Source organism: Zafaria sp. Z1313 (genome assembly GCF_050563205.1).
Classification (GTDB): Bacteria; Actinomycetota; Actinomycetes; order Actinomycetales; family Micrococcaceae; genus JAZDCJ01.
On the sequence record NZ_JBNWUK010000001.1, the window covers coordinates 543,736 to 561,793 of the forward strand.

Consider the following 18,058-nt stretch of genomic DNA (forward strand, 5'->3'; position numbering starts at 1 on the left):
CCCGCAGCGACTCCCAAGGAGACACCATGGCCGAAAAGCCCACGTCCGCAGCGCGAGCGGAAGCCGTGCGCCCCGCCGTCGTCATCGGCGGCAACCGGATCCCGTTCGCCCGCTCCAACGGCGCCTACTCCCAGGCGTCCAACCAGGACATGCTCACCGCTGCGCTCGACGGCCTCGTGGCACGGTTCGGCCTGCAGGGCCACCGCCTCGGTGCCGTCGCCGGCGGCGCCGTCCTCAAGCACTCACGGGACTTCAACCTGGTCCGCGAATCCGTCCTCGGCACCGCGCTCGCCCCCGAGACGCCCGCCTACGACGTCCAGATGGCCTGCGCCACGGGTCTGGAGGCCATCGGCTCGCTCGCGAACAAGATCAAGCTCGGGCAGATCGAGTCGGCCATCGGCGGGGGAGTGGACACGACCTCCGACGCGCCGATCGCCGTGAGCGAGGGCCTGCGGGCCGTGCTGCTCGAGCTCTCCCGCGCCAGGACCCTGCCGCAGCGCCTCGCCGCGGCCGCGAAGCTGCGTCCCCGCGACCTCGCCCCCGATGCGCCCGGAACCGGGGAACCGCGCACGGGCCTGTCGATGGGAGACCACCAGGCCCTGACGACGGCGGCGTGGGGGATCACGCGCGAGGCCCAGGACGAGCTGGCGCTCGCGAGCCACCGTAACCTCGCCGCCGCCTACGACCGCCACTTCTTCGACGACCTGGTCACCGAGTTCCGCGGTGTCACCCGGGACACCAACTTGCGCCCCGACACGACGCTCGAGAAGCTCGCCTCGCTCAAGCCCGCGTTCGGACGCGAGCTGGGCGAGCGCGCCACCATGACGGCGGGCAACTCGACGCCGCTGACCGACGGGGCCTCGGCCGTCCTCCTCGGCTCCGAGGACTTCGCGCGCGAGAACGACCTGCCGATGCTGGCGGACTTCGTCGACTTCGAAGCCGCGTCCGTCGACTTCGCGCACGGCAAGGAGGGCCTGCTCATGGCCCCCGCCTATGCCGTGCCGCGGCTGCTCGAGCGCAACGGCCTGACGCTGCAGGACTTCGACTTCTACGAGATCCACGAGGCCTTCGCCGGCACGGTGCTCAGCACGCTGGCGGCCTGGGAGGACCCGGACTTCTGCCGCAACAAGCTCGGCCTCGACGCCCCGCTCGGTTCGATCGACCGCTCCCGGCTCAACGTCAACGGCTCCTCGCTCGCCGCGGGGCACCCGTTCGCCGCAACGGGCGGACGGATCGTCGCCACCCTGGCCAAGATGCTCCACGAGAAGGGCTCGGGCCGCGGCCTGATCTCCGTCTGCGCGGCCGGCGGGCAGGGCGTCGTCGCGATCCTGGAGGCGCGCTGATCATGGCCGACGCGTACCTCAAGCTCGTCAACACCGGACTGACCCAGCAGCTCTCGAAGGCCCTGGGACTGCCCCGGCCGTCCATCCTGCGCCGCTACGACCCGGCCGCGCCGCTCGTCCCGGGGCCCGTCCTGCTGCTCGGCGGCGGGGCCTCCGCCGCCGCGCTGTCCGGGGTCCTGCTCGGCTGGGGGCTCGACGTCAGGCGCCACGCCGGAGGCCCCGGCACGGCCGGCGCCGTCGTCCTCGCCCTCGACGACGTGCGCGCGCCCCGCGACCTCGCCGAGGTGGCGCTGGAGACGGGGGAGGCCCTGCGCCAGCTGGCCCCCGGAGGCCGCGTCGTCTCCGTCTCGCGCCCGTCCGGGCCCGAGCTGGATCCGGCCGAGGCCGCGGCCCGGCAGGGCGTGGACGGCTTCGTGCGCTCGATCGGGCGCGAGCTGCGCGGCGGGGCGACCGCCAACGGGATCCTGCTCGGGGAGGGCATCGACGCCGGCGCCCCCTCGGCCGTCGCGGCGCTGCGCTTCCTGCTCTCCGGACGCAGCGCGTACGTCGACGGCCAGTTCCTCGCCATCGAGACCGGACGGGGCGCGCTGCCACAGGACTGGGACCGCCCGCTCGCCGGCAAGACCGCCGTCGTCACGGGCGCCGCGCGCGGCATCGGCGCGGCGATCGCCCGGACCCTGCACCGCGACGGCGCCCGCGTCGTCGTCGTGGACGTCCCCGCCGCGGGGGGAGCGCTCGCGGCCGTCGCGAACGAGGTCGGCGGCACGGCGCTGCAACTGGACATCACCCGGCCCGACGCCGGCGCGCTGATCCTCGAGCACGCCCGCGCCCGCCACGGTGGGCTCGACATCGTCGTGCACAACGCCGGCATCACGCGGGACAAGCTCCTGGCCAACATGGACGCTGCCCGCTGGAACTCCGTCATCGCCGTCAACATCGAATCGCAGCTCGCCATGAACGAGGCGTTCCTCGCCGCCGGAATCGACGGACTGCGGATCGTCTCGCTCGCCTCCACGAGCGGCATCGCCGGCAACCGCGGCCAGAGCAACTACGCCGCGTCGAAGGGCGGGGTCATCGGCATGGTGTCGGCGACGGCCCGCAGCATGGGCGCCGGCGGCATCAACGCTGTGGCGCCCGGCTTCATCGAGACCGACATGACGGCGAAGATCCCCGTCGCGACCCGCACCGTGGCGCGCATGCTCATGCCCTCGCTCATGCAGGGCGGGCTGCCGCTCGACGTCGCCGAGGCCATCGCCTTCCTCGCCTCCGACGCCGCCGGCGGGATCAACGGGCAGACGCTGCGGGTCTGCGGGCAGTCCCTGGTGGGCCGATGAGCCGCCGGATCGTCCAGCTGGACGCGGCGCCCTCGCTCCCGTCGCTCTACGCCGCCGCGGCCGGCGGGCACCTCGCCCGCCTGGCCGGGCGCGGGCGGGAGACGCCGGGAGCCTTGCCGGAAACCGAGCACCGCGTGGCCGGCGTGCGCGCCGACCCCGCCCGCGTCGTGGCCTACCAGCGGCTCATGGGCGACACGGTCCGGGACACGCTCCCCTCCGTATTCGTCCACGGGCTCGCGTTCCCCGTCGCCATGGGGCTCATGGCCGAGCGCTCGTTCCCGTTGCCGCTCCTGGGCATGGTGCACCTGGCCAACCGGGTGGATCACGCCCGGCCCCTGGCCGTGTCCGGGCCGCTCGAGGTCCGCGCGTGGGCGGAGGAGCTGGCGCCGCACCACGCCGGTACGCGGGTCGACCTGGTCAGCGAGGTGCACAACGGCGACGGCCCGGCGTGGCGCGGCACCTCCACCTACCTGGCCAAGGGGGTGTGGGCCGGCGAACGTCCGGAGCGGCCCGCGCGGGACGACGCCGGGGTCGCGGCGCCCGCGCGGACCGGCGCCTGGCGCCTCGGTCCGGGAACGGGACGGGACTACGCCGCGGTGCTCGGCGACTACAACCCGATCCACCTCTCGGCGGCGAGCGCGAGGGCCCTCGGCCTGAAGCGGCAGATCGCCCACGGCATGTATCTCGCAGGGAGGGCGTTGGCCTCGACGGCCCCCGTCGAGGGCGGCTACCGCTGGGAGATCACCTTCGAGGCACCCGTCTTCCTGCCCGGGACCGTGCAGTTCGCGGCCCGGCCGGACGGCGGCCGGACCGGGTTCAGTGGCTGGGACGGCCGCACGGGGCGCCGGCATTTCCGCGGATCCGTGGAACCGACGGTCGCCGGCGCCTAGCCGGGGACCGGGACGGCGAGGGCGTTGCGGTAGCTGTGCAGCGCGGCCGCGGCGGTGCGCTCCCAGCTGAAGCCCGCCGCGTGCCGCGCCGCCTCCGCGCCCCACGCGTCCAGCCGCCCGGGCGCGTCGACCAGCGCCTCGAGGGCCGACGCCCAGAGGACCGGATCCAGCCCGGGCACCAGTACCCCCGTTGCACCATCGCGGACCGTATGGGCCAGCCCTCCGACGTCGTTCGCGATGACGGGGGTCCCGCACGCCTGCGCCTCCATGGCCACGAGCCCGAACGACTCGCTGTAGGACGGCACGGCCACGAGGTCGGCTCCCGCGAACCACCGGGCCAGGTGCGCCGGGGGCACGGGATCCAGGATCCGGACCGCCAGGTGCGGCGCCTCGTCGGCGATGACCTGCCGGAGGTCGAGCTCCTTGGCTCCGCTGTGCGCCCCGATCAGGGCCAGTTCGACGCCGAGCTCCGGGCGCCGGCGGTGCAGTTCGGCGATCGCGTGGACCAGGATGTGCGGGCCCTTCAGCTTCTGGACCCGGCCCGCGAAGAGCAGCCGCAGTGGCCGGTCAACGCCGGCCACGCCGCGGGACGGACCGGGCAGGCCCTCCCAGAGCGGCTCGGCGCCGGGATGGAAGATCCCGAGGTCGACCCCGGGAGGGACCACGTCGATCCGCCCCGCGTCGGCGGCGAGGTCGCCCACGAGCTCCGCGACCTCGGCCGGGGTGTTGGCCGTGAGCCGGGCGGCCTCCGCGGCGAGGCGCGCCTCGGCGGCGAGGCGGACGTCCGGCTCCTCGGCCCCGGCCTGGTGACGCTTCTTGACCGCTCCCATCGTGTGCATCGTGTGCACGAGCGGCACGTTCCAGTCGGCGGCCAGCCGCAGCCCCGCCACGCCCGACATCCAGTAGTGGCTGTGGATCAATTCGTAGCGGCCCGCACAGCAGTCGTTGATCGCCGCGACGAGCTGGGGCAGGTGCTCCGGCAGGCGTTCCTTGGACAACGGCCCGCGCGGACCGGCGGCGACGTGGCGGACGCGCACCCCGTCGCCCAGGTCGGTCGTGGACGGTCCGTCGACGGCCCGCGTGAAGACGTCGACCTCGATTCCGGTGCGCGCCAGAGCCGAGGCCAGCTGGCGCACGTAGACGTTCATCCCGCCCGCGTCGCCCGCCCCCGGCTGGGCCAGGGGAGAGGTGTGCAGGGAGAGCATGGCCATCCGCCGGGGGGCATCGAGGGCCCCGGAGGCGTTGGTGCGTGCGGGCATCGTCCATCCTTAGGCGCCGCCCACCATGGGCCGATCGCGTCAGCAGCAGGCTATCCCCGCCGCCGGGGCGCCCGCCACCCGGTGTCCGGCCGGCCAGGACTCCGGGCCGTGCCGCCGGGGCGGTCGGCGCCCGGCGTGGCCTAGGCTGGAGGCATGCGTGTGGCCCTGATGTGCGACTACTCCCTGGAGTACCTCGGAGGAGCCCAGACGGCCTTCCTGCAGCAGGCGCGGGTCCTCGCCGATGCGGGCCACGAGGTGACCGTGATCGCCCCGAGGCCGCGCGGCCCGGTCCCGGCGCTCGAGGACCACCCGCGGATCGACATGGAACCGGTCGACTTCTCGCTGACCCTGCCCGCCGTGGGGCTGCCCCTGATCCGCACCTCGGCGGGGCTGCAGCGCCGGCTCGCTTCCGTCCTGCGCCGCCGCGGGGTCGAGGTCCTGCATTGCCACTCGGAGTTCGGCCTGGTCCGCGCCGGCTTCCGCGCGGCGCGACGTTCCGGGATCCCCGTGGTGTTGACCGTGCATACCTTCTTCTGGCAGGCCCTCATGCCGCTCCAGCCCGTTGCCGCGGCGTTGCTGCGCGGGTTCTACCGCTGGCTGACCAACGGGGGGATCACGCGGGCCAGCCTGGGCGAACGGCCCGTGGACGCGGCGCTGCGCAACATGACGCTGACGACGGCGCGGCTCGCCGACGCGGTCGTCTCCCCGTCCGCGCACCAGGCCCGCCACTTGCGCGCGGCCGGGCTCGTGGACGTCGTCGTGGTGCCCAACACCTTCCGGATCGACGCGGAACCCGTGCCGCTGCCGGGCCGCGGCCCGACGGATCCGCTGCGCCTGGCCTGGATCGGCCGCTGCGTGGCCGAGAAGCGTCTGCTTCCGTTCCTCGAGGCGGTCTCCCGGGCCTCCCGGCGCCTCGGTCCGGGCCGGCTCCAGGTCTCGGTCATCGGCGACGGGCTGCAGCTGGCCGAGGCGAAGGCCGCGGCGCGGGGCCTCGAGGGCGTCGAGTTCCTCGGGCGGGTGGACAACGCGACGGTGCGGGGGCTCGTCTCGCGGGCGCACCTCACGTGCCTGAGCTCGTTCGGCTTCGACAACCAGCCGATGACCGTCGTCGAATCCGTCCTCTTGGGCCGGGGCGTGTTCTACGTCGATCCCGAGCTGCGGGAGGGGCTGGCCACGTGCGGATACATGGCGCCCGCACCGGACATCGACTCGATGGCGGACGCCCTCGTGGAGCTCGCCGAGGATCCCGCCATCGCCGAGAAGCTCTCACGCGCCGCGGGCGGCGCGGCGGAGTTGTTCCTGCCCGCGTCGTTCGAGGCGTCCTCGCGCCGGCTCTACGAGCGCCTTCTCGCCCACGGGGGCCCGGCGGACTGACCAGTCACCGCCTGACGCGCCACCTGGAGGCCCTGGCCGGCCGTCAGGTCTGCGAGTCGGCCGCGAGGCAGCTTTCATTCTCCTTGGCCGCGTCCTCGGCTCCGGAGGCGGAGCGCTCCGCCACGTGGACATCGTCGGTCCCCTCTGGACAGACACCGTCTCCTCCGGCAGCGCGGCCGTGCGACGGGCGCTGAGCCTCCGGTGTGGCCGTGCCCGGACGCGGGGCCGATTCGGTCCCGGCCCTTGCCGCCGTGGATCCGACGGCGGTGGCCGCCGGTTCCTGCGTGACCGCCCGGGAGGGCGTGGCCATCTGCTTCGCTGCGGCCTGGGACGTGGTCGTGCTCTGGGCCGTGGCGGCGGGCCGCGGAGCGTCCTGCGGCGTCCGTGCGGACGACGGCCCGGGCGCTGCGGTCGTCGGAGCTGCGGAGGCCGGTGTCGGGTTGACCGGCGGGGGATCCGCGACGGCCGGGTCCTCGTCCGCGTCCCGGTCGCCCGGTCCGCCGTCCGTGGACGCCGCGTCGCCGTCCGCCGGATCGCCCTCGGAGTGCCCGGTGCCGGATTCCGCGGGGTCCGTGCCTGCGCCCGGTCCATCACCGGATCCATCGCCCGGTCCGTCCGACGGGTCGGGGGCCGAGGGACCGTCACCGGCCGGGTCCCCGGGACCGGGAGACGGCGGCGTGGCCTCCTCGCCGTCGGGTCCTCCCGGCGTGTCATCCTCCGGATCGCCGTGTCCCGGCGTGGGCTCCGGCGCTTCGGGTGCGGCCGTGGGCGTCGGAACCGGCGTGGGGTCCGGACCGGACGGTCCGGTCTCCGTGGGCAGTGGTTCAGGTGCCGGTGCGGGCGTCGTCGGCACGGGCGTCGGGACCGGTGTCCCCGGGGTCGGCGAGGGGACCGGCGTCGGCGCCGCGGGGCCGGTGGGTGTAGGAGGGGCCGAGGGGGCCGGCTCCGGTTGCGGTGCCGCTGTGGGCGAGGGCTTCACGGCGGTGCCCGGTGGAGCCGACGGAGGGCCGGACGCGGTCGACGACGGTTCAGCCGGCGCGGCGGGGCGCGACGGGGCGGGCGCGGGTGACGCGACCGTCGACGGGCGCGGCGCGCCCGCCTGGAGGTAGTTCGCGCCCGGCGTCGTGGACGGGGTCTTCGCGTCCCGGACGCGGACGAGCTCACGCGGGGTCATCGGCGCGGGCTGGCCCGGGATCCGCGGCAGGTAGAGGGCGGGATTGGTCCAGTGCCCGTTGACGTAGACCTCGAAGTGCAGGTGGCAGCCGGTGGAGTTCCCGGTGGTCCCGGAGAGCGCCAGCAGGGCGCCCTGTTCCACGGTGTCGCCGACCTGGGCGATGAGCAGCGAATTGTGGCTGTAGGCCGTCTCGATCCCGTGGCCGTGGTCGATCCGGATGCGCTGGCCCGAGTGCCCGGCCCACGCCGATTGGACGACTCTGCCGGCCTCCGCGGCCCTTACGGGGGTGCCGCAGGCGATCGCGTAGTCCTGTCCGATGTGGATGTGGTGTCCGGGGCCCGTCGGATTCTTCCTCCAGCCGAAGGGGCTCGTGATGCGCAGCACGGAGACGGGGTGGGCGAGCTTGAGCCCGCCGGGCAGGCCCGAATCGGCCCCCGTGAGGTCCAGCCGGTGCGTCGAACGGAGGATGCTCTGCCCGTCGGTCGCCGTTCCGTCGGACTGCACCTCGAGCCCTGACGGCCGCTCCCAGGGTGCCGTGACCGGCGTCGTACCCGCCTCGGGCGCGGGCCAGAAGGCGTCCTGGCTGAAGGAGGCGTCCTGGTCCTGCAGACCGGGCACGCTGACCGGCTGGGCCAGCTGTTCTCTGGCCCAGGGCAGATCGGAACCGGTCCGGACGTCGCTGGTCCGGAGCGGCAGGGCCACTCCGGCCCCCGGCGCGGTACCGGCAACCAAGGCGGCGGCCGCTGCCGCGGCGATCCAACGCCACGAAGCGGACGCCCGGCGGGTTCCCCAAGAACTCCGCCTTCGTCCGTGCGTCTTCATCTGTTCCCCTCAACCACCGGAGGGCCACCCCAATTCAACGGCCTTCCGGACAGACAGCTACGTAGGCAACACCGTACTCCCGATCGGCGCGGGCGACTAGGGTTCCGCGGGGTGCCGATGCGCTCCCGCGGAGGACAAGGACGCAGGCTTGTGGCGAAGGGTTCAAGGTCAGGGGCTTGTGACCGCGGACGGAAGCTTCGCAGGCGCCGGCGGGGCGGCGCGCCAGGGCATGAAAAAAGCCCCGGAAATCCGGGGCTCATTTCGTGCGCGGAGGGGGACTTGAACCCCCACCCACTATACGTGGACTAGCACCTCAAGCTAGCGCGTCTGCCTATTCCGCCACCCGCGCAGGTGAAGATCTCCGCCGATCCGGTGACTCTCTCAAGTCCCGCACCGGCGAAAGCAGCGAGTAAGACTCTAGCACGCAGTTCGCGCAGTTCCCAATTCGGCCCCCGCCACCTCCGACTGGCTAGGCTGGGAGGCACCAGCGGCAGGCGGAAGGGACAGCCATGACTCAGCACGTAGACCCCACGGACGCGGCCCGGATCGCGGAGGACGAGGTCCTGCGCATCTGCAGGGACCTCATCCGGTTCGACACCTCGAACTTCGGGGGCAACGACTGCCGGGGGGAGCGCGGGGCGGCCGAATACGTCGCGGGACTCCTGGACGAGGGCGGGCTCTCGCCCGAGATCTACGAGTCCTCTCCCGGGCGGGCGAGCGTCGTGGCACGCATGGAAGGCAGCGACCCGTCCCTGCCGGCGCTCGTTGTCCACGGCCACCTCGACGTCGTCCCCGCGCTCAAGGAGGACTGGAGCGTCGACCCGTTCGCCGCGGAGGTCAAGGACGGACTGGTCTGGGGCCGGGGCGCCGTCGACATGAAGGACATGGACGCCATGATCCTCGCGGTGCAGCGCCGCATGCAGCGCGAGGGAACCCGGCCGCGGCGGGACATCGTCTTCGCGTTCTTCGCCGACGAGGAAGCCGGCGGCGAATACGGCGCCCACTGGATGGTGGACCACCACCCCGGGGTCTTCGAAGGCGCCACCGAGGCGATCAGCGAGGTCGGCGGCTTCTCGTCGACGATCGGCGGACAGCGGGCCTACTTCCTGCAGACCGCGGAGAAGGGCATCGCCTGGCTCCGCCTGGCGGCGGCCGGCCGCGCCGGCCACGGATCCCAGATCAACACCGACAACGCGGTGACGCGCCTCGCCGAGGCCGTCGCCGCCGTCGGACGCCACGAGTGGCCCAGCGAATACACCAAGACGACCCGCGCGTTCCTCGAGGCCGTGTCCGACATCACAGGCGTCGAATTCGACGAGGCAAACCCCGAGGCCCTCCTCGACCAGCTCGGCACCGTCGCGCGCTTCGTGGGAGCGACGCTGCGGAACACCTCCAACCCGACCGTCCTCAAGGCCGGCTACAAGCACAACGTCATCCCGGGCTCCGCCGAGGCGCTCATCGACTGCCGGACGCTGCCCGGTCGCGACGAGTACGTCATGGAGACGCTGCGCGGCCTCGTCGGCGAGGGGATCGACATCAGCACGGTCACCTCGGACATCGCCCTCGAAGTGCCCTTCTCCGGCTCCCTCGTCGACTCCATGGTGGACTCGCTCGGGGCGGAGGACCCGGGCGCGGTCGTGCTGCCCTACATGCTCTCGGGCGGCACCGACAACAAGTCACTCGCGCGCCTGGGCATCACCGGCTACGGATTCGCGCCCCTGCGCCTGCCCGACGACCTCGACTTCACCGGCATGTTCCACGGCGTCGACGAGCGGGTCCCCGTGGACGCGCTGCACTTCGGCACGCGCGTGCTGCACCGCCTCCTGAGCACCTACTGATCCGGCGCGCTGCCGGAGAAGACACGAGAGAAACGGAGCCCGCAGTGGCCGATGTCAGCCAGGTCCTCGACGCGTCGCTGCTGGAGCGCATCCGCGGACGCGCCGCCGGGTACGACGCCGGGAACCGCTTCTGCGCGGAGGACCTCCGGGAGCTCCAGGAGGCCGGATACCTCAAGGCCATGCTCCCGGAGCGGCTCGGCGGGCGGGACTGGGGGCTGGAGACGACGGCGGCGGCGCAGCGGCTCCTGGCCGCCCATGCCCCGGCGACCGCCCTGGCCGTGAACATGCACCTGGTCTGGACCGGGATCGCGCGGCTCCTCGCGGCGCGGGGAGACCACCGGCTCGACGCCGTCGGCGAATGGGCCGCCGCCGGGGAGGTCCTGGCCTTCGGCATCTCGGAGGCCGGCAACGACTCCGTCCTCTTCGATTCCACGACCGTCGCCGAGGAGGTCCGGGACGAGGGCGGCGACGCCGTCTACTTCACGGGCACCAAGATCTTCACCTCCCTCTCCCCGGCCTGGACCAGGCTCGGGGTCTTCGGCCGCCTCGAACGCGAGGGCGCCGAGCCCGAGCTCCTCCACGGCTTCGTGGAGCGCGACGACCCCGGCGTGTCCATCGTCCCGACGTGGGACGCCCTGGGCATGCGGGCCACCCAATCGCACACGACGCGCCTGGACCGGGCCCGCGTCCCCGTCGAGGGCATCCACAGCCGGCTGCCCGCGGCGCCCAACGACGATCCGCTCGTGTTCGGCATCTTCGCGTCGTTCCTGACGCTGGTTTCCGCCGTCTACGCGGGGATCGCCGACCGCGGCATGCAGCTCGCCGCCGAACTGCCCGCGGCGCGCACCTCGAACGCCGCCGGTGGCCGCGGGCTGGACCAGGACCCCGACGTGCGCTGGCAGGTCGCCGATGCCGGTCTGGCCGTGCTCGCCCTCGATCCGCAACTCCGGCTGACGGCCCGCGAGCTGGACGACGGCGTCGACCACGGAGCGCAGTGGTTCCCCCGGCTCGTCGCCCTGCGGACCCACGCCACGGAGACCGCCCGCCGGACGGTCGACCTCGCGCTTCGGGTGGCCGGCGGCCGCGGGTACTTCAGGGGAGGCGAGCTCGAGCGCCTCTACCGCGACGTCCTGGCCGGTCTGTACCACCCGTCCGATGCCGGATCGGCCCACCGCACCGTCGCCGCCTGGCTGCTCGGGCCCGTCGAGCCGGCCGGGTAGGCGGGGAGCCGCGGGCGCTCAGGCCGGGGGCAGCGTCCGCTCGACGCGCATGACCTTCCGGCGCAGCCAGAAGCGCCGCATCCCACCGAAGTAGCTGCTGCTGCGCTTGAGCTCCCACTTGCCGTACTCGGCGTAGTCCACGAGCGACTGGCGGGCGTCGGAGAGGGACTGGCCCGGCTGCACGGTCACGACGAGGTACTCGAACGGTTCCCGGGGGTCGCGTACGAGCTGGGCGGTCGGCGTCGGAAGTTTCCTCATGTCCTGTCCATTGTGCAGGGTTTGCGGGTAACGTCTAGTCCATGAGCACGGATCCGCGCGTAGCGCTGCAGGCCCTCGTCGCCGCCCTGGAGGAGCACCTCTCGGCCGTGTCTTCGCGGCGCGGGGAAGCGGACCCCGCCGTCGAGGCGGCCTTCTTCTCCATCGCCGACGCCTTCGAGGGCTACGAGGACGCGCTCTACGACGCGTACGGCGAGGTCACGCCGCTCGACCTCTACGAGGACGACGAGGAGTCGGCCGACGGCGACGCCGGGGAGCTGGACGACCTCCGGGCATGACATGGCTCACGGCTGCTGGAATCGGTGCCGTGGCGGCGGGTGAAGTAGTGTCTCACCTGTGAATTGGTTCGAAGCTCTCTTCCTTGGCCTGGTGCAGGGCCTCACCGAATTCCTCCCCATTTCCTCCAGCGCCCACTTGCGCATCGTCGGGGAACTCCTGCCCAACGCCTCCGACCCTGGGGCGACCTTCACGGCCATCACGCAGCTGGGCACCGAGGCGGCCGTGATCGTGTTCTTCTGGCGCGACATCGTCCGGATCATCAAGGCCTGGGCGGCTTCGCTCGTCGGACGGGTCCCACGCAACGATCCCGACGCCCGCATGGGGTGGCTGATCATCCTCGGCAGCATCCCGATCGCCGTCCTCGGCCTGCTCTTCGAGGAGCAGATCGACTCCACGTTCCGCAGCCTGTGGATCGTCGCGACGACGCTGATCGTGTTCGGCTTGATCCTGGCCGTCGCCGATACCTTCGGCCGCCAGCAGCGCTCTCTCGACCAGCTCACCTACAAGCACGGCATCCTCTACGGCCTGGCCCAGGCTATGGCCCTGATCCCCGGGGTCTCCCGCTCCGGCGGAACGATCACCGGCGGCCTCCTGCTCGGCTACACCCGCGAGGCGGCCACGAGGTACTCCTTCCTCCTGGCGATCCCCGCGGTCATGGCCTCGGGCTTCTACAAGCTCTACAAGGCCCTCACGGACGAGGCGGCCAATGGCCCCTACGGAATCCCCGAGACGCTCGCGGCGACCGGCGTGGCGTTCATCGTCGGATACATCATCGTCGGCTGGCTGCTCAAGTACATCTCCACGCACAACTACCGCCTGTTCGTCTGGTACCGCGTCCTCCTGGGCCTGGGGCTCTACGTCCTCCTCGGCCTCCAGGTCATCCAGCCGTAGGGAAGCGGCAGCGGCCGCCCCACCAAACCGTTGAAAGGAGCCCCCATGCACGCATGGAAGGCACCCCACCTGCCGGCGCTGGCGCCGTCGGGGCACACCCTCCGGATCCACGACTCGCGGACCGGCGCCCTCGAGACGCCGCGCCAGGGTGCCGAGGCCGGGCTCTACGTCTGCGGCATCACGCCCTACGACGCCACGCACCTGGGACACGCCGCGACCTACGTCGCGTTCGACCTGCTGCACCGCTTCTGGCGCTCAGAGGGGATCGACGTCCACTACGTCCAGAACGTGACCGACGTCGACGACCCGCTCCTCGAGCGCGCGACCGCGACCGGGGTCGACTGGCGGGAACTCGCCGCCGAGCAGACCGAGCTGTTCAGGACCGACATGGAGGCCCTCTCCGTCCTGCCGCCCCGGCACTACGTCGGCGCCGTCGAGTCGGTCGAGTGGATCGTCCCGGTCGTCGAGCGGATGCTCGCCGCGGGACTGGCCTACCGCGTCCCCGGCAGCGGGGGCGAGCCCGACGGCGACGTGTACTTCGACGCGCAGGCCGCGGCGAACGGGGCCTGGTCCCCGGGATCCGTGAGCGGCTACACGCGCGGCCTGCGCGAGGAGTACTTCGCCGCGCGCGGCGGCGACCCGGGACGGGACGGCAAGCGCGACGCGCTCGACCCGCTGCTCTGGCGCGTCGAGCGCGACGGCGAGCCCGCGTGGGACGGCGCCGGCCTCGGACGCGGCCGGCCCGGCTGGCACATCGAGTGCTCCGTCATCGCCCGCCGCTTCCTGCCCGCGCCCTTCACCGTCCAGGGCGGCGGATCCGACCTGGTCTTCCCCCACCACGAGTACTCGGCCGGCCACGCGAGCGCCACCGACGGGCGCCCCCTCGCCGAGCACTACGTCCACACGGGCATGGTGGGACTCGACGGCGAGAAGATGAGCAAGTCCAAGGGGAACCTGGTCCTCGTCTCCGTGCTCAGGTCCCGCGGCGCCGACCCGCGCCACGTCCGCGCCGCGATCCTCTCGCAGCACTACCGCAGCGACTGGTCGTGGACCGACGCCATGCTCGAACGGGCCGGGGAACGCGTCCGGAACTGGTCCGCCGCGGCCCGGGCCGCGGGCACCCGGGAGGCGTCCGACGTCGTACACCGCCTGCGTGCGCACCTCGCCGACGACCTCGACGCGCCTGCGTCCCTCGACGTCCTCGACGCGTTCGCCGCCGCCCCCGCCGGGGACGGCTCCGGTGCGGCCGCGCTGCGCGACGCCGTCGACGCCCTGCTGGGGATCCGCCTGGACTGAGGCGGGCTCAGTCGACGGACGGACCCTCGCGGCCGTCGCTGCCCCGGCGCTTGAGGTAGCGCTCGAACTCGCGCGCGATCGACTCGCCGCTCGCCTCGGGCAGCTCGGCGGCGTCCTGGGCCTGCTCGAGCTGCTGCACGTAGGCCGCGATTTCCGGATCGTCTGAGGCGAGCTCGTCCACGCCGCGCTCCCAGGCCTCCGCGTCCTCCGCGAGGGACTCGACCTCGACGTGGATCCGCAGGACGTCCTCGAGCTTGCGCAGCAGGGCCAGGGTGGCCTTGGGCGAGGGGGACTGCCCGACGTAGTGGGGCACCGCGGCCCAGATCGACACCGTTGGCAGGCCCGCCGAGTCGGCCGTCTCGGCGAGGACCCCCAGGATGCCCGTCGGACCCTCGTAGCTCGCCGCCTCGGCCCCGAGCGCCTCACGGAGCCCGGCGTCCTCCGAGGTCATCGTCGCGGGGATGGGCCGCGAATGGGGGACGTCCGCCAGGAGCGCGCCGACGAGGACCACGGCCCTCACGTTCTGCTCCTCCGCGAGGGTCAGCAGCTCCGCCGTGAACGCCTGCCACCGGTAGGTCGGCTCCACCCCGCGCACGATGAGCGCGTCGAGGTCCGCGCCCGGGATCGGCGCGCGGTAGAAACGCGTCGAGGGCCAGTGGATGACCCGCTTGCCGGCGGCGTTGCGGCGGACGGACGGGCGGGAGAACTGGTAGTCGTAGTAGTCGTCCTCCCCGAGCTGGGCGATCTTCTTGGCGCCCCATGCCCGGCACAGGGCCCGCACGGCGTCACTGGCCGCCTCGCCGGCGTCGTTCCAGCCCTCGAAGGCGACGACCATGATCGCGCCCCGTCCGGCGTCGTCCGACCCGGGGGCCGAGGACGCCAGCTCGGTCAGCGATGTGCGCTCCTTGAAATTCTCTGCCACGGTCTCACCCTAACGCCACGCCGGACGGGCGGGGCATCCCGCCCCGGTAGAATTGCCGCATGCCCTCCAACGCCCCCGCCGGGATCCCGAACGCCTTCGACCACGACGCAGGACTCCAAGCCGTCCTGTGGGACATGGACGGCACCATCGTCGACACCGAGCCCTACTGGATCGCGGCCGAACAGCGCCTCGTCGCGGCGCACGGAGGAAGCTGGAGCCACGAGGACGGACTCCGGCTCGTCGGCCAGGCCCTGCCCACGAGCGCCGGCATGCTGCAGGAAGCGGGCGTCGGGCTGGGGATCCGGGAGATCATCGACGAGCTGACCGGCGCCGTCGCGCAGTCCGTGACCGAGCGCGTCCCGTGGCGCCCCGGTGCCCGCGAGCTCCTCGCCGACCTACGGCGCCACGGCGTGCCGTGCGCCCTCGTGACCATGTCCGAGGGGCCGCTGGCCCGGATCGTCGCCGCGGCCCTGCCCGAGGACACCTTCTCCGTCGTCGTCACGGGAGACATGGTCGAGCGCGGCAAGCCGGATCCCGAGCCCTACCTGCGTGCCATGGAGCTCCTCGAAGCCGTGGCCGGCCGGCCCGTCGCGGCCCGCATGGCCGCCCTCGAGGACTCGGCCCCGGGCGTCGCCTCCGCGCACGCGAGCGGCGCCGCGACCGTCGCCGTGCCCCACATCACCGCGCTGCCCGACGGCGGATGGACCGTGTGGGAGACCCTGGCCGGCCGGACGGCCGCCGACCTGGACGCGCTGGTCCGCTCGCGCGCCGCGGGCGCCGCTCCGGGAACGGCTGCGGGGTCCGCCACGTGACGCAGGCCGGCGCGGAACGCCGCGAGGGCATCCCGCTCGGACGCGTCTTCGGCGTGCCCGTCTCCCTCGCCTGGTCCTGGTTCCTCATCGCGGCGTTCATCGTCGTCGTCTTCTCACCCGACGTCGCCCGCGCGCTGCCCGGGATCGGCCCCGGGGCCTACGCCGTGGCGCTCGCCTACGCCGTCCTGCTGCTGCTCTCGATCCTCGTCCACGAGCTCGCCCACGCCCTGAGCGCCCGGGCCTTCGGCTGGCCGGGGGCGCGGATCGTCCTGACGCTGTGGGGCGGGCACACCCAGTTCGGCAGCTTCCACGCGACGCCCGGGAAGTCGCTCGTCGTGGCCCTCGCCGGGCCCGCCGCGAACTTCGTGCTCGCGGGCCTCGGCTATGCCGTCCAGCAGGCCGCGGCCCCGACCGGCGTGGCCGGCCTGCTGCTGTACATCCTGGTCTGGGCCAATTTCCTCGTGGCCGTCTTCAACGTGCTGCCGGGGCTTCCCCTCGACGGCGGGCGACTCGTCGAGTCCGCCGTCTGGCGGGCGACGGGCTCCCAGGAGCGCGGGACCGTGGCCGCCGGGTGGGCCGGCCGGCTGATTGTCGCGGGCCTCGTCGCCTACTTCGTCGTCCTGCCGATCGTCGAGGGGCGTGCGCTCGACCTGCAGTTCACGATCATCTGCATGCTCGTCGGCGGCTTCCTCTGGACCGGCGCGAACCAGGCGATCCGCGATGCCAGGATGCGCGAGCGCCTGCCGCGCGTGAGCGCCGTGGCCCTCATGGAGCCCGCGAGCGCGATCCAGGCCGGGGCGAGCGTCGCGGACGTCGACGAGCGCGTCGCCGCCCGGCCAGGGCACGTCGTCCTCGTCGACGCCGACGGGCGTCCGGAGGCCGTCGTCGACGCCGCCTCGCTCGCGTCGGTGCCGCCTCACCTGCGCAGCACGACGCCGGCCGGCACCGCCGCACGGGCCCTCGCCCCCGGGGCCCTCGTCCGCCGCGACGCCGCGGGCCGGGAGCTCATCTCCCACCTCGCCTCCCTCGACGGCAGCGAGTACGTCGTCCTCGACGACGCCGGAGACATCGTCGGCCTGCTCGTGCAGTCCGCCGTCGTCCGGGCCGTCACCGGACGCTGACCACCCCCGGGCACGCGCCGCCGGATGCCCGCCACGAACCCCACGGAACAGGACCCCCGATGAACGAAGCACCGCAGAATCCCCAGCCCGCGCCCGAGCCCGGGCAGCCCCACGGCACCGCCCGCCGGCGCGGACCGTTCCGGCCCGGCGACCGCGTCCAGCTCACGGACGAGAAGCGGCGGATCAACACCGTCACGCTGACCCCCGGCGGCGCGTTCCACACGCACCGCGGCGTCCTCGAGCACGACGACCTCATCGGCCGTCCCGAGGGCGTTGTGGTCGAGAACACGACGGGCCACCGCTACCAGGCCCTGCGCCCACTCCTGAAGGACTTCGTCCTCTCGATGCCGCGCGGCGCCGCCGTCGTTTACCCCAAGGACGCCGCGCAGATCGTGACGATGGGCGACATCTTCCCCGGGGCCCGCGTCGTCGAGGCCGGCGTCGGCTCGGGCGCGCTGTCCATCTCCCTGCTGCGCGCCGTCGGCGACGCCGGGCGCCTGCACAGCTTCGAGCGGCGCGAGGAGTTCGCCGACGTGGCCCGCGGCAACGTCGAGACGATCTTCGGCGGCCCGCACCCGGCCTGGGACATCACGATCGGAGACTTCCAGGACAAGGTCCTCGAGACCGAGGCCCCCGGCAGCGTCGACCGGGTCGTGCTGGACATGCTCGCGCCCTGGGAGTGCGTCGACGCCGTCGCCACGGTGCTCGCCCCGGGCGGCGTCTGGGTGAACTACGTCGCGACGGTGACCCAGTTGTCCCGGACGGCCGAGGCCATCCGGGCCGACGGCCGCTTCACGGAGCCGGAGGCCTGGGAATCCATGGTGCGCGGCTGGCACCTCGACGGGCTCGCGGTGCGTCCGGACCACCGGATGGTGGCGCACACGGGATTCCTGATGACCGCCCGCCGGCTCGCCGACGGAGCCGCGGGAATCCCCGGGCAGAAGCGGGTGAAGAACACCGAGTTCGCGGCCGAGGACGTCGAGGCCTGGACCAAGGGGCACGACGACGAGGCGTGGTCGGGTGCCGGGCTCGGCGAACGCGGCGTGTCCGACAAGCGGCTGCGCCGCGCGGCCCGCGACGCCGCGTCGATGGTCCAGCGCGGATCCCTGGCCGGCCGTGGTGCCGACGGGGACGCCGATGCCGCGCCGGACGGGGACGGCGCCGACGCCTAGGCCCGCTGCGGGGCGCCGGACCATGACGCCGGCGC

At 73.5% G+C, this 18,058-nt stretch carries 16 protein-coding genes and 1 tRNA gene; 12 read left to right on the top strand and 5 right to left on the bottom strand.

The genetic code is table 11. The features are described from left to right. Positions 1-26 precede the first annotated feature (26 nt). From ACQ3I4_RS02485 to ACQ3I4_RS02495, 3 genes are read left to right on the top strand one after another with little or no spacing between them, the layout of a single operon-like run. Positions 27-1,343: an acetyl-CoA C-acetyltransferase gene (locus ACQ3I4_RS02485; protein ID WP_329861513.1), complete on the top strand. Its 1,317-nt coding sequence runs from the start codon at positions 27-29 to the stop codon at positions 1,341-1,343. Between the two features lie 2 nt (positions 1,344-1,345). After that, the gene (locus ACQ3I4_RS02490) at positions 1,346-2,677 is read left to right on the top strand and encodes a 3-oxoacyl-ACP reductase (protein ID WP_329861512.1); all 1,332 of its coding nucleotides are present in this window, start codon (positions 1,346-1,348) and stop codon (positions 2,675-2,677) included. After that, positions 2,674-3,567 (top strand): MaoC family dehydratase, encoded by an 894-nt coding sequence (locus ACQ3I4_RS02495; RefSeq protein WP_329861510.1) that lies wholly within the window; start codon positions 2,674-2,676, stop codon positions 3,565-3,567. The genes ACQ3I4_RS02490 and ACQ3I4_RS02495 overlap by 4 nt, the downstream gene beginning before the upstream one ends. Here ACQ3I4_RS02495 and ACQ3I4_RS02500 read toward each other — a convergent pair. Further along, positions 3,564-4,826 carry a glycosyltransferase gene (locus ACQ3I4_RS02500; RefSeq protein WP_329861508.1) on the bottom strand — a complete coding sequence of 421 codons (1,263 nt, stop codon included), beginning with the start codon at positions 4,824-4,826 and terminating at the stop codon, positions 3,564-3,566. The genes ACQ3I4_RS02495 and ACQ3I4_RS02500 overlap by 4 nt on opposite strands. 153 nt (positions 4,827-4,979) lie before the next feature. On the opposite strand from ACQ3I4_RS02500, the gene ACQ3I4_RS02505 reads away from it, so the two are divergent. Next, positions 4,980-6,200, top strand: a complete 1,221-nt coding sequence (locus ACQ3I4_RS02505) for a glycosyltransferase family 4 protein (RefSeq protein ID WP_329861507.1) — start codon at positions 4,980-4,982, stop codon at positions 6,198-6,200. Between the two features lie 43 nt (positions 6,201-6,243). On the opposite strand, the gene ACQ3I4_RS02510 is transcribed toward ACQ3I4_RS02505, so the two are convergent. After that, positions 6,244-8,076, bottom strand: a complete 1,833-nt coding sequence (locus ACQ3I4_RS02510; protein ID WP_430632728.1) for a peptidoglycan DD-metalloendopeptidase family protein — start codon at positions 8,074-8,076, stop codon at positions 6,244-6,246. A 384-nt stretch (positions 8,077-8,460) separates the two neighbouring features. Next, a tRNA-Leu gene (locus ACQ3I4_RS02515) sits at positions 8,461-8,545 on the bottom strand. A gap of 160 nt (positions 8,546-8,705) precedes the next feature. Here ACQ3I4_RS02515 and ACQ3I4_RS02520 point away from each other — a divergent pair. Then, the gene (locus ACQ3I4_RS02520) at positions 8,706-10,034 is read left to right on the top strand and encodes a M20/M25/M40 family metallo-hydrolase (RefSeq protein WP_329861503.1); all 1,329 of its coding nucleotides are present in this window, start codon (positions 8,706-8,708) and stop codon (positions 10,032-10,034) included. A gap of 44 nt (positions 10,035-10,078) precedes the next feature. Beyond that, positions 10,079-11,254, top strand: a complete 1,176-nt coding sequence (locus ACQ3I4_RS02525; protein ID WP_329861502.1) for an acyl-CoA dehydrogenase family protein — start codon at positions 10,079-10,081, stop codon at positions 11,252-11,254. Positions 11,255-11,272: 18 nt separating this feature from the next. Here the strand turns inward: ACQ3I4_RS02525 and ACQ3I4_RS02530 are convergent, their stop codons facing one another. Then, positions 11,273-11,512 (bottom strand): DUF5703 family protein, encoded by a 240-nt coding sequence (locus ACQ3I4_RS02530; protein ID WP_329861501.1) that lies wholly within the window; start codon positions 11,510-11,512, stop codon positions 11,273-11,275. Positions 11,513-11,553: 41 nt separating this feature from the next. On the opposite strand from ACQ3I4_RS02530, the gene ACQ3I4_RS02535 reads away from it, so the two are divergent. Genes ACQ3I4_RS02535 through mshC form a run of 3 tightly spaced genes read left to right on the top strand, consistent with a single transcriptional unit; the run spans position 11,554 to position 13,996 of the window. Further along, positions 11,554-11,808 (top strand): hypothetical protein, encoded by a 255-nt coding sequence (locus tag ACQ3I4_RS02535; RefSeq protein ID WP_329861499.1) that lies wholly within the window; start codon positions 11,554-11,556, stop codon positions 11,806-11,808. 58 nt (positions 11,809-11,866) lie between these two features. Then, the gene (locus ACQ3I4_RS02540; RefSeq protein ID WP_329861497.1) at positions 11,867-12,700 is read left to right on the top strand and encodes an undecaprenyl-diphosphate phosphatase; all 834 of its coding nucleotides are present in this window, start codon (positions 11,867-11,869) and stop codon (positions 12,698-12,700) included. A gap of 45 nt (positions 12,701-12,745) precedes the next feature. Next, positions 12,746-13,996, top strand: coding sequence for a cysteine--1-D-myo-inosityl 2-amino-2-deoxy-alpha-D-glucopyranoside ligase (gene mshC, locus ACQ3I4_RS02545; protein WP_430632729.1), 1,251 nt, complete (start codon positions 12,746-12,748; stop codon positions 13,994-13,996). Between the two features lie 7 nt (positions 13,997-14,003). Here mshC and ACQ3I4_RS02550 read toward each other — a convergent pair whose 3' ends face one another. Continuing rightward, a complete protein-coding gene (locus ACQ3I4_RS02550; RefSeq protein WP_329861518.1) occupies positions 14,004-14,888 on the bottom strand; it encodes a PAC2 family protein in 885 nt (294 codons plus the stop codon). A gap of 89 nt (positions 14,889-14,977) precedes the next feature. On the opposite strand from ACQ3I4_RS02550, the gene ACQ3I4_RS02555 reads away from it, so the two are divergent. From ACQ3I4_RS02555 to ACQ3I4_RS02565, 3 genes are read left to right on the top strand one after another with little or no spacing between them, the layout of a single operon-like run. Further along, the gene (locus ACQ3I4_RS02555; RefSeq protein WP_329861494.1) at positions 14,978-15,730 is read left to right on the top strand and encodes an HAD family hydrolase; all 753 of its coding nucleotides are present in this window, start codon (positions 14,978-14,980) and stop codon (positions 15,728-15,730) included. Further along, positions 15,727-16,851 (top strand): site-2 protease family protein, encoded by a 1,125-nt coding sequence (locus ACQ3I4_RS02560; protein WP_329861493.1) that lies wholly within the window; start codon positions 15,727-15,729, stop codon positions 16,849-16,851. The genes ACQ3I4_RS02555 and ACQ3I4_RS02560 overlap by 4 nt, the downstream gene beginning before the upstream one ends. Positions 16,852-16,910: 59 nt before the next feature. Then, complete coding sequence (locus ACQ3I4_RS02565; protein ID WP_329861492.1) at positions 16,911-18,023, top strand: tRNA (adenine-N1)-methyltransferase; 1,113 nt, start codon at positions 16,911-16,913, stop codon at positions 18,021-18,023. Positions 18,024-18,058: the final 35 nt, after the last annotated feature.

What these genes read in the sequence shown, in the direction of transcription:
- ACQ3I4_RS02565 (WP_329861492.1), top strand. Translation starts at nt 16,911, where the DNA reads ATGAACGAAGCACCGCAGAATCCCCAGCCCGCGCCCGAGCCCGGGCAG.
- ACQ3I4_RS02485 (WP_329861513.1), top strand. Translation starts at nt 27, where the DNA reads ATGGCCGAAAAGCCCACGTCCGCAGCGCGAGCGGAAGCCGTGCGCCCC.
- ACQ3I4_RS02495 (WP_329861510.1), top strand. Translation starts at nt 2,674, where the DNA reads ATGAGCCGCCGGATCGTCCAGCTGGACGCGGCGCCCTCGCTCCCGTCG.
- ACQ3I4_RS02535 (WP_329861499.1), top strand. Translation starts at nt 11,554, where the DNA reads ATGAGCACGGATCCGCGCGTAGCGCTGCAGGCCCTCGTCGCCGCCCTG.
- mshC (WP_430632729.1), top strand. Translation starts at nt 12,746, where the DNA reads ATGCACGCATGGAAGGCACCCCACCTGCCGGCGCTGGCGCCGTCGGGG.
- ACQ3I4_RS02520 (WP_329861503.1), top strand. Translation starts at nt 8,706, where the DNA reads ATGACTCAGCACGTAGACCCCACGGACGCGGCCCGGATCGCGGAGGAC.
- ACQ3I4_RS02530 (WP_329861501.1), bottom strand. Translation starts at nt 11,512, where the DNA reads ATGAGGAAACTTCCGACGCCGACCGCCCAGCTCGTACGCGACCCCCGG.
- ACQ3I4_RS02490 (WP_329861512.1), top strand. Translation starts at nt 1,346, where the DNA reads ATGGCCGACGCGTACCTCAAGCTCGTCAACACCGGACTGACCCAGCAG.
- ACQ3I4_RS02505 (WP_329861507.1), top strand. Translation starts at nt 4,980, where the DNA reads ATGCGTGTGGCCCTGATGTGCGACTACTCCCTGGAGTACCTCGGAGGA.
- ACQ3I4_RS02555 (WP_329861494.1), top strand. Translation starts at nt 14,978, where the DNA reads ATGCCCTCCAACGCCCCCGCCGGGATCCCGAACGCCTTCGACCACGAC.
- ACQ3I4_RS02500 (WP_329861508.1), bottom strand. Translation starts at nt 4,826, where the DNA reads ATGCCCGCACGCACCAACGCCTCCGGGGCCCTCGATGCCCCCCGGCGG.